This is a genomic window from Arthrobacter sp. 05L417 (assembly GCF_056397865.1).
This window is the reverse complement of the sequence record NZ_JBFTOG010000065.1, coordinates 1-12,471: the sequence shown is the minus strand read 5'-3', so window position 1 is coordinate 12,471 and position 12,471 is coordinate 1. Positions and strand designations below refer to the sequence as shown.

19 protein-coding genes are annotated in these 12,471 nt (G+C 67.3%); all 19 read left to right on the top strand.

The genetic code is table 11. From position 1 onward, the window contains the following. Positions 1–870 precede the first annotated feature (870 nt). Positions 871–1,158, top strand: a complete 288-nt coding sequence (locus AC1DJW_RS25985; protein ID WP_476902901.1) for a hypothetical protein — start codon at positions 871–873, stop codon at positions 1,156–1,158. A gap of 87 nt (positions 1,159–1,245) precedes the next feature. Beyond that, the gene (locus tag AC1DJW_RS25980; protein ID WP_476902900.1) at positions 1,246–1,533 is read left to right on the top strand and encodes a hypothetical protein; all 288 of its coding nucleotides are present in this window, start codon (positions 1,246–1,248) and stop codon (positions 1,531–1,533) included. Positions 1,534–1,622: 89 nt separating this feature from the next. Then, positions 1,623–2,576 carry a hypothetical protein gene (locus tag AC1DJW_RS25975; protein WP_476902899.1) on the top strand — a complete coding sequence of 318 codons (954 nt, stop codon included), beginning with the start codon at positions 1,623–1,625 and terminating at the stop codon, positions 2,574–2,576. 79 nt (positions 2,577–2,655) lie between these two features. Further along, a complete protein-coding gene (locus AC1DJW_RS25970) occupies positions 2,656–2,841 on the top strand; it encodes a hypothetical protein (protein WP_476902898.1) in 186 nt (61 codons plus the stop codon). Between the two features lie 84 nt (positions 2,842–2,925). Continuing rightward, positions 2,926–3,720 (top strand): hypothetical protein, encoded by a 795-nt coding sequence (locus tag AC1DJW_RS25965; protein WP_476902897.1) that lies wholly within the window; start codon positions 2,926–2,928, stop codon positions 3,718–3,720. Between the two features lie 84 nt (positions 3,721–3,804). Then, complete coding sequence (locus tag AC1DJW_RS25960; RefSeq protein ID WP_476902896.1) at positions 3,805–4,668, top strand: hypothetical protein; 864 nt, start codon at positions 3,805–3,807, stop codon at positions 4,666–4,668. Positions 4,669–4,866: 198 nt separating this feature from the next. Continuing rightward, positions 4,867–6,072: an OmpA family protein gene (locus AC1DJW_RS25955; protein ID WP_476902895.1), complete on the top strand. Its 1,206-nt coding sequence runs from the start codon at positions 4,867–4,869 to the stop codon at positions 6,070–6,072. A gap of 48 nt (positions 6,073–6,120) precedes the next feature. Beyond that, positions 6,121–6,513: a hypothetical protein gene (locus AC1DJW_RS25950; RefSeq protein WP_476902894.1), complete on the top strand. Its 393-nt coding sequence runs from the start codon at positions 6,121–6,123 to the stop codon at positions 6,511–6,513. Positions 6,514–6,621: 108 nt separating this feature from the next. Beyond that, positions 6,622–7,035 (top strand): DUF5663 domain-containing protein, encoded by a 414-nt coding sequence (locus tag AC1DJW_RS25945; protein WP_476902893.1) that lies wholly within the window; start codon positions 6,622–6,624, stop codon positions 7,033–7,035. A gap of 141 nt (positions 7,036–7,176) precedes the next feature. Continuing rightward, positions 7,177–7,701, top strand: a complete 525-nt coding sequence (locus tag AC1DJW_RS25940; protein ID WP_476902892.1) for a hypothetical protein — start codon at positions 7,177–7,179, stop codon at positions 7,699–7,701. Between the two features lie 152 nt (positions 7,702–7,853). Next, positions 7,854–8,111, top strand: coding sequence for a hypothetical protein (locus AC1DJW_RS25935; RefSeq protein ID WP_476902891.1), 258 nt, complete (start codon positions 7,854–7,856; stop codon positions 8,109–8,111). Beyond that, complete coding sequence (locus AC1DJW_RS25930) at positions 8,108–8,878, top strand: zinc metalloprotease (RefSeq protein WP_476902890.1); 771 nt, start codon at positions 8,108–8,110, stop codon at positions 8,876–8,878. The genes AC1DJW_RS25935 and AC1DJW_RS25930 overlap by 4 nt, the downstream gene beginning before the upstream one ends. Positions 8,879–8,970: 92 nt before the next feature. After that, a complete protein-coding gene (locus tag AC1DJW_RS25925; protein ID WP_476902889.1) occupies positions 8,971–9,303 on the top strand; it encodes a DUF5663 domain-containing protein in 333 nt (110 codons plus the stop codon). 44 nt (positions 9,304–9,347) lie between these two features. Next, the gene (locus tag AC1DJW_RS25920) at positions 9,348–10,187 is read left to right on the top strand and encodes a hypothetical protein (protein WP_476902888.1); all 840 of its coding nucleotides are present in this window, start codon (positions 9,348–9,350) and stop codon (positions 10,185–10,187) included. Positions 10,188–10,378: 191 nt separating this feature from the next. After that, positions 10,379–10,684 carry a hypothetical protein gene (locus AC1DJW_RS25915; protein ID WP_476902887.1) on the top strand — a complete coding sequence of 102 codons (306 nt, stop codon included), beginning with the start codon at positions 10,379–10,381 and terminating at the stop codon, positions 10,682–10,684. A gap of 166 nt (positions 10,685–10,850) precedes the next feature. Next, the gene (locus AC1DJW_RS25910) at positions 10,851–11,003 is read left to right on the top strand and encodes a hypothetical protein (protein WP_476902886.1); all 153 of its coding nucleotides are present in this window, start codon (positions 10,851–10,853) and stop codon (positions 11,001–11,003) included. Positions 11,004–11,119: 116 nt separating this feature from the next. Then, complete coding sequence (locus tag AC1DJW_RS25905; RefSeq protein WP_476902885.1) at positions 11,120–11,377, top strand: hypothetical protein; 258 nt, start codon at positions 11,120–11,122, stop codon at positions 11,375–11,377. A 181-nt stretch (positions 11,378–11,558) separates the two neighbouring features. After that, entirely contained in the window at positions 11,559–11,945 is a 387-nt protein-coding gene (locus AC1DJW_RS25900) for a hypothetical protein (protein ID WP_476902884.1), read from the top strand. Positions 11,946–12,079: 134 nt separating this feature from the next. Beyond that, a partial coding sequence (locus tag AC1DJW_RS25895) for a hypothetical protein (RefSeq protein WP_476902883.1) occupies positions 12,080–12,471 on the top strand: 392 nt, incomplete at its 3' end.

The window sequence follows — 12,471 nt, the reverse complement described above, 5'->3', positions numbered from 1 at the left end:
GGGGGCAGCGAGGCTGGGCCTGGCGGCCCATCTCGATGGGAGCGCTGGCGCGCTCCCTGCCAGCCTGGCGGCTGGCTGTGGGTGGTCGGGGTCGGTGTGTTCGTTCCGGGCGGGGCGTTGGTGGTGGGTGGCCGGGCCTTGTTTGAGGTGCCCCTTTGGTGGGGGCCGGGTTGGGAAGCGTGTGGTTGGTACAGGGCCGGAAGACGCTGGCGCGCCGGCCCTGCACCCCCTTCCTCCCGTCCCCTCCCCCCGAGGGGGAACAGTGCTGAATCCCCCCTGTGTGGGAAAGAAGGAAAGGGTATATATCGGCAGCTCCGTCAATGAAACACCTACCCCACCGAAAAACAGGCCTCGAACACACACCCCCCAACCCGGGGCCGGGGCGGGCGGCTGGGGCCTGTCTCCGTCCTCCTTGGGCCCGCCCCTGTCTCGGCGCCGGCCTCTGTATTGGTTCTGGTCGGCGAGCAGGGCCCAGAACCACGGCGGCACACACAAAGTGCCTGGCCCGCGAACAGGACGGGCCCCGCCGCGAGAACTGATGGACATCCATCACAAAACCCGCACCCAGCACCCAGCTGACGCGCTCCCTGCCCAGGGAACACCGGTCACGCCGCAACACGCACAGAGGATCCAAAGAGGAGAAAAAAATCAGCACCGCCGTACTGCAATCCGAACGACAAATCGCCCAATCACCGTCCCCCACATCAACAGAAAAGGCCCGTCACCCGGATCCCCGCATAGGAAGCAAGTACCAACACAGGAGAAGCCCTACAAGCAGTACGAGAGCGGTCCCCGTTACACCGGGTGCCTTCAAGTGCGGGAAAGCCTCAATCCAACGGAACACCCCGCAGCAAGAAGAGGAACAAGAAAATGACCGATTACAGCCCCACCGACCATGGGAACGCGCCCGCCTTGGAAGAAGCCCGCGCCTATCTGGCCCGGCAGGCCTCCCACGACCCCCACCCCAAAGCCTTTATCCGCGAAACCCGAAAACACGCCCTGGAACTCCTGCTCCACCACAGCACCACCCCACCCACACCCCAACGAGACCTCCAGCCCCACCCCCACAAGCACGCCGTCAGCGACCACACCCTCGCCCGCATCCTCACCCAGGCCACCGACACCACCACCTTCAACCGGATCACCAACACCCCCTAACCCAAGCTCACCCGGCCCGCCACCCCTTTGCGGGAACGCCTGAACACCCTGGAACAACAAGGCACCGGACTGAAAGGAACCCACACCATGCCCGCCAACAAACTCTCCTACAGCCTCTCCCAACACCCCACACCACCAACCCGCAACAAAAACACCCGCACCACCATCACCCTGGCCATCCTCGGCGCCGTCCTCCTGCTCGCCGCCCTCGCCATCCTGCTCCTCACCCTCACTACAACAACCCCCACCGGAACACCCGCCAGCCCCGGCGTGACACCAACGACTCAACCAAGCAGCTCCGCCACCACCACAGCGACCCCGCAACCCACCACGAACAGCACCCCTCCGGTCCCCTCCCCGACCCACTCACCCTGACCCCCGGCCAACCGGGCCGGGGAGCCAAAGGAACCCGCGGGAACGCCTTCCCTTGACGACACCACCACAACAACCAGAAGGAAAACACCGTGACCACGACCATCACCACCACCGGCCCCGCACCGGAGAACCCCACCCCCGGGAACCCGGGCGCGGAAAACCCCGCCGAGAACCCCGGCACCGGAACCACCAAGGACGGCAAAGACCCCCGATACCCGCACAAGAACGAGAAAGCCGCCTCGCACGACGCCGAATCCCTGAAAAGATCCCTCCTCACCACCCTCATCCTGGCCTCCATCGGCGGCATCGCCGAAGCAATCATCGGCTACCTCGTGCTCCTGTCCGTCAGCAGGAACGTGTTCATCTCCGTCCTGCTTTCGGTGGCCATCGCGATCATCGTGAACTACGGCATCTTCACCGCCGCCACCCGCTCCCACTCCAACCCCAGAACCGCCTACATCATCCTCACCCTCTGGGCCCTCCTCGGAGCCGGCCTGGTCGGAGTACGGATCTTCGGATCCCAACTCGACCCGCCCATCACCAGCATCAACCAAAGCCCCGAATCAATCGCCGCAGCCACCGCAGCCAAAACCGCCGGCGACACCGCAGTCGCCCTGATCCTCGGACTTCTCTACTGGCTCTGCGGCGCCACCACCTACATCAAACTGCGCGAACTCACCAACCCCATGGTCGTAGCCATGGTCAAAGCCAAAACCCGCATCGACACCCTCCGCGTCCTCTACGAAGACGCACTCCAAAACGTCGTCCAGGCCCGCCACCAAACCGCCCGTCGCCTCGCCGAAATCGACCTGCTCCCCGCCAAACTCAACGCCCAAACAGCCGCGATCACCGCCGGCACCACCCTTTCCAAAGAAGAATTCCGCAGGAAACTCGCCGAACTCCTCGGCAAAGCCAGAGAATCCGCAGTCGTGAACACACCATTCGCCGCCCCCAGAACCCCCACAAACGCCCCCACCGCCGCAACGGAACACGACACCACCGAAGAGACCGAACCCGAAGAAACGGAAGAAACCCGGCCATGACCACCACCAACGCCCTCCGCCCTGCCGGCCCCACCTGGACCGGCAGGGCGGAGGGCGGCATCACCACGGGCAGTGTGCAATGAGCGCCCCCTACGGCACCGTGTGCCTGCACTGCAACACCGAACTGCAGGACTGCCCCCTGGGGGACAACTGCCCCGGATGGTCCCTCACCGGCCCAGGCACCCCCTGCCCCCGCTGCACCTTCGGGCACACCTGCCCCACCCACACGATCCACTGGGCAGCCACCCCGCCACGCACCAGCTAACCCCCTGATCACCCGCCCCGGTATCGAGTCCTGCGGGAACACCTCACCACCTACCACCACACCCCCCACTAAGGAGCAGCAACCATGACCACCACCATCAACAACAGCGACAACCGCACCCCACCGACAGGACCGACCGGAATCGACTTCATCGTCCGCCAGAAGGACTACCCCTGGACACAGAAATTCATCGACCACTGGGCCGGACTGCGCGACGGCGCCCGGCTCGCCAGCCACCAACAACACCGCAAACCCCCCACCGGCCCAGACCAGGAAACGGCCACACCCCGTCCCCAGACCCTCACCCCCTGGGCCAACGCCCGCCTCCACGAGCTCACCCGCGAAGAGGAATACGAAGAACTCATCGGCGCCACCATCGCCGACCCCATCACCGTGGAACTCGCCCTGGTCCAGGCCTCCATCCCCACCGCCGACGCCGACGCCGCCACAGCAAAAACCGAACACTCACGCACCAGCACCGACGGCCCCGCCCCCAACACCCCGACCGCAGCCGGAGAAGCCCACGACCCACCCGAGATCCGCGCCGCGCGACGAGCCGACGAACACACCGCAGCCCTCGCCGCAGCCAATGCCCGGGCCGCGGCCGCCGACGCGAAAACCCGCGGCCTGCGCGCCCGCGTCGCCGAGCTGCAGGAACAACTCGATGTCATCCGCCACACCGTGGACCACCGCCACGCCGACGCCGAAGCCCACACCCGCACCCGGCTCGACACCTACGCCCGCGGCATCGCCCGACGCCACCCCGACGCACCCGTCATCGCCGAGCTCACCGAACACCTCACCCTCCCGCCCCGCCCCAAACCACGCATCCCACTGCGGCCGCCCACCCCCGACACCCCCACCCCGGCCACGGACTGAGCCCCGGCCGGGGCCGGTGGCGCGGGAACACCTTGAAACAGCACGAACCCCCGCCACCGGCACCACCTGCAAAGGAGAACCACCATGGGACCCAAAAACAACAAAGGCATCCTGGACCGCATCCAGGACGCCCTCGACCGCCGCGCACGGCGCCGCGCCCACCCCGACCGGCCCGACGCATCCTCCACCACCGGCGAGCACCCGCTGAACCGTCTCGATTCCGAAGGCGAACTCTCCCGGATCTGGGACCCGAACATCTTCCACCCCCTCGGCCACCAGACCCTGGGACAAGTACCCACCAACGACGCCCAACTCCTGGACACCGTACGCACCGTCATCGCCCACCACGAAGCCGGCGGAGTAGACGGCGGAAGCGGGGCACTGCTGGACCACCACCTCGACGCCCAACACGACCTCTACCAGGCCCTCACCCAAGCCCACTACCTCACCCAGACCGACGCAGCCCTGGACCTCTTCGGCCAGGAAGCCGGCGCGGCCGCGAAATACGAAGCCCGCCTGGCCGACCTCATCAACGACCTCACCGCCGCGCACGCCGAACACGCCAACGCCCGCGACCACCTCCTCGGCCGCGACGGCGCCACCCCCCGCTGGTCCCCCGGCCCCGGAACCAACCCCGCACTGCCCACCATCGCCCCCGCACCCGGCGCCGCCCAACAACACCGCACCCTCCCCGCCCACGCAACCCCCGCAGCCCAAAACGCCACAGCCCAAACCATCGCCGCCCACGCCGCAGCAACCAACACCGCCAACCACACCAGCACCCCCGAAACCCAACCGGCCACCAGCACCCCGCCCCCCGCCAGCCCAGCACCCACCGCCACCCCTGTCCCCGGCACCGGCACCTCCGCCGACTCCTGGGCAACACCGGGCCCGGCAGTAAACCCCGCATCCAACGGCGCCACCAAGCACCCAACACCCACCCACTAAACCCCGCACCCGGTTCCCGGCCCCCTTGGCACCCCCACACAGGACCGCCAAGGCCCGGGAACCGGGACAACAAAACCGGACAGCGAACCGCAGGGTGCGGGAACACCTCAAACCCCTGAAAGAAACCCGCCCCGCACCGAACCCCGGCCCCGGGAAACACCGACCAACACAGAACCACCCAGCGAAAAGGAACCGACCATGAACAGCACCGCCACCAGCACCACCCGCCCCGGGAAGGGACTCCGGGCCCTTGCGGCCCTGGCCTTCACCGCCGCCGCGGCCGCGGCCCTGACCGGCTGCAGCACCCCCGCCGCCGCCGGCACCGGAGGCGGCAGCGACTGCAAAACACCGACCGCGCTCGTGATCATCACCGCGGTCCAGGAAAACTCCAACCCCGGCCTGCCCGCCGAAGCCGGCTGCGCCATCGACAAAGCCCTGGACGCCCACGCACCCATCAGCATCATCGCCGAAGACGGAGCCCCCTACACCGTCCAGTCCCGCACCGTGTACGACGTCACCCCCGGCTCCGCCACCCACGACCAAGACCAGAACAAAGCCCGCACCGCGATCATCACCGCCATCTCCACCGCCCCCGCGAAAACCAACGGCACCAACCCCCTCGCCGCGTTCGCCCACGCGTCCGACCTCATCGGCGACACCACCGGGGCGCTCATCATCACCACCAGCCCCGGCCTGTCCGACACCTCCCCGCTGGACCTCACCGACCCCAGCCTCGCCGCCGCCGACCCCAAAGAAGTCCTCGCGCACCTGAACGCCAGCAAATCCATCCCCCACCTGAACGCGGACATCCTCTGGGCAGGGCTCGGCAACAACGCCGGCACCCAGGCCCCCCTGCCCCCGGCACAAAAAGAAAACTACAAAAACATCTGGAACACGATCCTCACGACCGCCGGCGCGAAAACCACCTACGTCCCGCCCGCCTCCACCCTCCCGGCAAAAAACACCAACGGACACACCGTCCGCCCCGTCCCCCCCACCACCGCAACCCCCATCCACATCGCCCCCGCCGGAGGCACCACCGACTTCCCCAACACCTCACCCCTGGGCTTCAAACCCGACAGCACCGAACTCCGCGACCCCGCCGCCGCCGCAACCCTCGCCAAAGACATCGCCACCTGGCTGAACGCAGACCCCCACCGCACCGCCACCATCACCGGCACCACCGCGAGCGCCGGGACCGAGGAAGGGCGCAGGGAACTGTCCAAGAACCGGGCCGATGCCATCGCCGCCCTGATCGGTGCCGCGGGCGTGGACCGTGCCCGGATCACCACCAACGGTGCCGGAAACGCGTTCCCCGGCTTCGAGCCCGACATGGCGGACGGGACGCTGGACCCCGTTAAAGCCGAACACAACCGCAGTGTACAAATCACCCTCACCCCCTGACCCCAAAACCCCTGACCCTGAACCCCTTTGAGAAAGCCTGCCCCCGCCATGTGTGACTGGAACGACATCACCCACACCCTGAACACCCACCCCCTCATCAGCCGCTGGGCCTTCCACCCCGACACCCCCGAAACCGTCCTGGCCACCACCAGCCTGAACGGCATCGAACTGGACCTGATCCTGGACAACACCACCGACCCCGGCTGGCTCCAACTCCTCATCCCCCTCACCCACACCTCCGAAGGCGAACTCTGGGAAGCGACCGGCTGGGCGCTACGCAACACCAACACCACCGGGCTCACCCAACACGGCAACGGCATCGCCCTGCGCCACAGCCTGCACCTGCCCGACACCACACCCCAAGCCATCCACACCGCCATCACCCACACCACCCACACCGCCACCACACTCCACACCCACCACACCCACCCGGTCACCTAACCGCAGGGAGAGAGCGTGCCCGGGAGACAAACAAAAACCATGCAGCAGCAACAACGCGGGAACACCTGAACACCACGCCCCGGAAACCCCCGATGAAGGAGAAACGACATGGCCCAAACCCCCGGCCCCACCACCAGGCCGGTCCCCGCCGCAACAACCCTGCCCGGCACCACCCTCCCGGAAGAACAACAGATGACCGGGCACCTTGACCTCACACCCCTGCTCCGGCGGATCCCCGCCGCGGCAGCCCTGCCCGAGGAAGACTTCACCGCCCTTGTCAGAACCGTGTACAACGAACTCGAAACCCGGGTCGGGACCGCCATCAGCAAAGGCCTCAGCAACGCGCAGCTGCTCGAATTCCAAACACTCATCAACTACGAAACCGCCCACCCCGGACTCGGACCCGACCGGCCCACCGTCACCTGGCTGCGCACCCACGCACCCCACTACGCCCGAACCGTCCAAGACACCCTGGACCAGCTCCTCACCGACACCACCACCGCCCTCACCCCGGAACACTGAAGCAGGACCACGGCCACCCGCCAAGCATTTGCTGCACCCGGCCGACCTTCCCTGTACCTGGGCGCGACGGCGGAAGGGACAGGGCTGCGGGAACACCTGAAACCACGACAGAACACCCCGCCTGAAGCAAAGGACACCACCATGACCACCACCCCCGCCCGCCCACAACCGGCATCCCCCGGGCAGCCCGCCCGGCGAGCGCCCGCTCCCGGTCCGCTGCAGGGAACCGGCTGGCACGCACTGCAGAAACTCTGCGTGGCCATCGCCGTCATCGGGCAGGGAATCCTTGCCTACGCGCCGTTCGCCGTCTTCATCGCGAACCCGGTCCTGGCCCTGGCCGTGGCCGTGTCCATCACGGTGATCAGTGCCTTCGCCGCCTACCTCGCGGGACAGCTCTGGAAAGTGCACCGCTGGGCAGCGTTGGCCCTGGGCATCCTCTGGGCCCTTGTTGGCGCCGCCCTCGGCGCCTGCCAGTTCCTGGTCCCGGACATCCTCCCCCTCGATGTAGCGATCGGCACCACGGCCATCGAGTACGCCCAGGTCATGGACAGCTACCGGAGCACACATGCCGCCCTGGCCATGCTCTTCGCTGCCCTCTACACCGGGACCGGGGCCCTGACCGCCGCCTGGGCCCACCGGGACGCCGCCAAACGGCATGCCAGCTGATCGAGTTCGAAGCGCTCATCGACACAGCCCCGCCCCCTTGGCGACCCCTGGCCGGCATTTCCGGTGTCCGGGCCGGAGAGGGAAGGGGACGGATCTGAGGGAACACCTGAACCCATGACAGAACACCCCCTTCCGGAATCAAGGAGCCTGCCATGACCACCACCCCTGCCCTGACCGAGGACCCCGACGACTCCCCGGACCAGAACGAAAACGACAAAGAACCGACCACGAAAGAGCCGGGCACCACCAGCCAGGAATGGCTATTCCAGCAATTCGACGCCATCGCCGCGAGCAACGGCGCCGGCCACGACCGCCGCCCCGACCGCGTCTTCCTCGAAAACATCCGCGCCCGGAAACGCTCCGGCACGCAAAACACCCCAACCGACACCACCGGCAAGGAGCCCCGATGACCCCCCGGCTCTCCTACTCCCTGCCCCTGCACCCCACACCAGGGCCCGCACGGAAAACCCCCGCGTTCCTGCTCCTTCTCACCGGCCTGACAGCGGCAGCGCTAGCCGCCGCGGTGCTCTGGGCAGCACCCCGCACCACGACCAACCCCACAGCCACCGCCACCACCGCACCAGCCACAGCCACCGCCACCAACGCAGCCACCGCACCCGCCGCGGCAGTGGGGCAGGACGGGACCGCGCTGCTGAAAACCACCGCGTCCGGAACCCCGATCCACTGGACCTGCGACACCGACATCCACGTCCAACTCCTGGGCCCCGCACCAGACGGCGCACAGGAACTCATCGACAAGGCCCTGACCACCCTGAACGGACTCAGCGGCCTGCACCTCCACACCACCCCCTCCACACCGACATCGGCGTCGGCGCAGGCGCCGGAGGAAACAAACAGCATCACCATCCGCTACCAACCCACCCTCCAAACCCAGGAAACAGACGCGATCGGCCTGGGCGGAGCAACCTGGAACAACGCCGGGCAAATCATCCACGGCGACGTCTGGATCAAAAACACCTCACCAGACAACACCCCCTCAAACCCCTACGCCCGCGAGGTCATGCTCCACGAACTCATGCACGCCCTCGGCATCCAACACGCCCCCGCCGGGTCCACCGAAATCATGGCCCCAGCCATACCCCCGGGCCCCCCGATCGAACCCGGCCCCCGCGACAAAGCCTCCCTCAAAGCCGCCGGATGCCCCCACACCCCCTAACACCCCGCGGCCTTTGCCAGCGGTTCTCCTGCGGGAACGCCTGAACACATCGGCAGGAACCACTGCCGGCCACCACGAAAGGACCCACGGACATGTCAGAACCCATCGACCTTGCAGCACACCTGCGCAGGATCCCCGCCGCCGCGGCCCTGCCCGAAAACGACTTCACCGCCCTGACCAAAACCGTCTACACCGAGCTTGAATACCGGGTCGGCACGGCACTGTCCGTAGGGCTCACCAACGCGCAGCTCCTCGAGTTCGAAGCCCTCATCGACTACGAAAACACCCACCCCGGACTCGGCCCCCACGGACCCGCCACCGCCTGGCTGAACACCCACCGCCCCCACCACACCCACACCGTCTTCGAAATCTTCACCCGGCTCCTGGCCGAAACCACCGAAAAACTCAGCCACGCAACCCCCTGACCCCGGCTAACGGAACCCGGCCACCGGTCGAAAGGAAAACCACCATGACCGCCACACACACCACACACCCGGCCCTCACACACCAGAACACGACCAAGGACTTCACCGACGCATCCCCCGAAGACGGTCCCGACTACCGGCCCTGGCCTTTCCCGGGGATCCCCGATGGCCGCTCTACCAACGCCCCGCTGCCCACCCGGACCGGCACCCCCGCCACCGGGTCCGGACCGGGCATCGAAATGGAACAACCCGCGAGCGCCACCGGCCGGGGCACCCGGGTGGCCGGCGGACTGGTGGTCGTCGGACGGTTCCTGCGCACCGTCACGCCCGTGTTGATGCTCTGCGCCGCCGCGGTCGTTCTGGCCGTGCAGGGCATCACCGAAGGCCTGGTCCCCACCGTCCGGGACCTGAACGCCGAAGCGTACCCGTTCCTCCAACCCCCTGTGGTCCCGTGGCTGCCGCTGCTCTCCCCCATGGGCGGGGCTGTGCTGCTGTGTACGGCCGGGTTCCTCACCGGTGTCCTCCTCAAAGCCGCACCTACCCCCGGGCTCGTCGGGCTCATCACCGGCCTGCTGTACGCGGCCCTGGTCTACGGCTCCGCGGTCTTCACCGTCCTGATGCTCCTGATGCCCGGCTACGGCCGGGACTACAGCGCCCTCCAAGACCCCGCGAACCAGCAAGCGATCAAAGACCTGCTCGCCGCCCAGACCACCGGCGGCCCGCACCGGCAGGAATTCTGGCAATCACTGCCGCCCCTGGGCCTCTGCGGAGCCCTCACCGCGTACCTCGGCCACCGAACCGAAGCCCGCCACGACCTCACCGGCCGGGCCCGGGCCGCCATCACCACCCTCAAAAACCGGCCCGGCACAAACCACCGCCCATAACCACCAACCAGGCATGAAAGGGCCCGGGTCACCGCGCCTGCACCCGTCCTCCCCGACGGGAACCACGGGGACGTCCCGACCCGCTGAAAACCACGGGAACCACCCCCACCAAAGTGAGGGAACACCTGAAGCAGGTACGGGGAACACCTGAACCCGACACAAAACCGACACAGCCTCAGCGGAAGAAACCCATGCCAATGCCAAACCTGGCCACCACCCTGACCCGGATCTCAGACCAACTCCACCAAGCCAGAACCCTCCTGGAAATCGCCGACACCACCCCCACCGACCAGCGCACCACCGAACACCACACGGCCGAACACCGGGCAACCGCGAAAAACCTCATCACCGACGCCATCGAGCAACTCACCACCGCCACCCAAAGCCACACCGCCCTCACACAACGCATCAGCACCACCGTCCAAAGCCTGCGCGCTTCCATCCCCGTCCCCGACCAACACAACCAACACAACGAACACGACGAACCCGACCGGTAACCACGCCAAAAGCAGGAAGGAACCCGAACAACCGCGGGAACACCAGAACCCGCCGCAGAACCGACATACCCCGCAACCGGCAGGGCCCAGGGGGGAAGCCGACACACCCTGCAACCGGCAGGGCACCACACACAAGACCACAAACACCACCGAAAGAGGAACCACCATGGCCAGCTGCAAAAAATGCGGACGCACCACCACCGACTGCCCCGGCTGCAACGGAGGCCGCACCCGCGGACTCCTCGGCTCCGCCCTGACCTGCTCCAAATGCAACACCACCGGCCAGCAATGCCCCGAACACGGAGCCCACTGGAAATAACCCCGGCACCACGACCAAACCCCCTTGTTCCGCCCGTGATCACCACGGGCGGAACAAGGAACCAACCGCCCACCAGCCCCCGCCAGCCAATCCCGGCCCGATCAAGAAGGAACCCTGTGCGCCCCTACCAACACCTCACCGACGACCAGATCAGCCACCGCATCACCGAACTCCAGAACCTCGGCGCGGAACTCCGCAAAGCACAGGCACAACTCCCCGCCCCCGGACCCGCCACAGGACTCAGCATGCCCGCACTCCAAGCCCAGGCCCGGGCCACCCGGGAATCCCTGAACCTCTCCGCCCAACGCACCGCAGCCGCCCAGGAAATCCAGGCCCTCAACACCGAAACGCACTACCGCACCACCACCCACTAAAACCACCGCACACCCACCGGACCCACGGAGCCCGCAGGCCAGAAACAACCCGGTGCCGGGTGCAGGCCACCCCCCGTGGCCCGCACCACCACCCCGGGCCCCGGCAAACGCCGCCACAGAGTAGCCCGGCACCAACAGACAAAGAAAAAGCACCAACCCCAAGAAGGAACGGAACACCCTCATGTCCGACTGGAACGACGTCCTCACCGTCCTGAACCACGACCCCGCCATCCGCTCCTGGGCCCCGGTCCCCGGAACCACCCGCACCGCCCACGCCACCATCACCACCGAAACCGGGAACGAAGTGAGCATGATCATCGACAACAGCGCGAACGAATACTGGCTCCAACTCCTGACACCCATCACCGTGACCTCCGAAGGCCGGCTCTGGGAAACCGCCGGCCAGGCACTGCGCAACCTCCCCGCGATAGGGCTCACCCAACACGGTGCCGGCATCGCGATCCGCCACGGCATCCTGCTCCCCCACGCCGGGATCCACGCGATCACCAACGGCATCACCCTCACCGCCATCGCAGCCACCACCCACCACGAAACCACCCAAAAATAACCACCCAAACCCGGGCGCAGGGGCAACACCCCCGGACCAAGGCAGATCCCTCCCGGAAACCCCACAACCACCCGGCCCGTACGCCGGCCCACGACCGGACACCAGCCCCCAAAAACACCACGGACAGGAACCCCATGAAAACCGAGCACCACGCCTACACCACCACCCAGCCCACCGCCCTGATCGCCGAGGCCCTGAACCAGGCCTACGCCCAGCTCCGCGCCGAGGTCAGCACCATCACCGACCCCCTCGGACCGTTCAGCACCCCCGGGCAAGCACCACCGGACATCGCCGTCGTCGGCGAAGGACGCGGACTCATCGGCGGGTACTGGGCCGTGCAGGCCTACATCGAAGACCAAGGCACCCACCGCCGCGTCGAACTCGTCGCGCTCGGCCAACCCCTCCACCAACGCGCAATGGGCGGCGCCCGCAACACCGTGTCCCTATCCAAAAGCACCCAAAAACTGAATGAGATCGCCTCCACCCTCCACGCAGTCACCGGCAACCTCACCCCCACCACCCACTA

Coding starts and splice junctions, on each gene's coding strand:
- AC1DJW_RS25965 (WP_476902897.1), top strand. CDS start 2,926: ATGACCACCACCATCAACAACAGCGACAACCGCACCCCACCGACAGGA.
- AC1DJW_RS25910 (WP_476902886.1), top strand. CDS start 10,851: ATGGCCAGCTGCAAAAAATGCGGACGCACCACCACCGACTGCCCCGGC.
- AC1DJW_RS25960 (WP_476902896.1), top strand. CDS start 3,805: ATGGGACCCAAAAACAACAAAGGCATCCTGGACCGCATCCAGGACGCC.
- AC1DJW_RS25920 (WP_476902888.1), top strand. CDS start 9,348: ATGACCGCCACACACACCACACACCCGGCCCTCACACACCAGAACACG.
- AC1DJW_RS25935 (WP_476902891.1), top strand. CDS start 7,854: ATGACCACCACCCCTGCCCTGACCGAGGACCCCGACGACTCCCCGGAC.
- AC1DJW_RS25945 (WP_476902893.1), top strand. CDS start 6,622: ATGGCCCAAACCCCCGGCCCCACCACCAGGCCGGTCCCCGCCGCAACA.
- AC1DJW_RS25915 (WP_476902887.1), top strand. CDS start 10,379: ATGCCAATGCCAAACCTGGCCACCACCCTGACCCGGATCTCAGACCAA.
- AC1DJW_RS25955 (WP_476902895.1), top strand. CDS start 4,867: ATGAACAGCACCGCCACCAGCACCACCCGCCCCGGGAAGGGACTCCGG.
- AC1DJW_RS25970 (WP_476902898.1), top strand. CDS start 2,656: ATGAGCGCCCCCTACGGCACCGTGTGCCTGCACTGCAACACCGAACTG.
- AC1DJW_RS25900 (WP_476902884.1), top strand. CDS start 11,559: ATGTCCGACTGGAACGACGTCCTCACCGTCCTGAACCACGACCCCGCC.
- AC1DJW_RS25950 (WP_476902894.1), top strand. CDS start 6,121: ATGTGTGACTGGAACGACATCACCCACACCCTGAACACCCACCCCCTC.
- AC1DJW_RS25985 (WP_476902901.1), top strand. CDS start 871: ATGACCGATTACAGCCCCACCGACCATGGGAACGCGCCCGCCTTGGAA.
- AC1DJW_RS25980 (WP_476902900.1), top strand. CDS start 1,246: ATGCCCGCCAACAAACTCTCCTACAGCCTCTCCCAACACCCCACACCA.
- AC1DJW_RS25925 (WP_476902889.1), top strand. CDS start 8,971: ATGTCAGAACCCATCGACCTTGCAGCACACCTGCGCAGGATCCCCGCC.
- AC1DJW_RS25930 (WP_476902890.1), top strand. CDS start 8,108: ATGACCCCCCGGCTCTCCTACTCCCTGCCCCTGCACCCCACACCAGGG.
- AC1DJW_RS25940 (WP_476902892.1), top strand. CDS start 7,177: ATGACCACCACCCCCGCCCGCCCACAACCGGCATCCCCCGGGCAGCCC.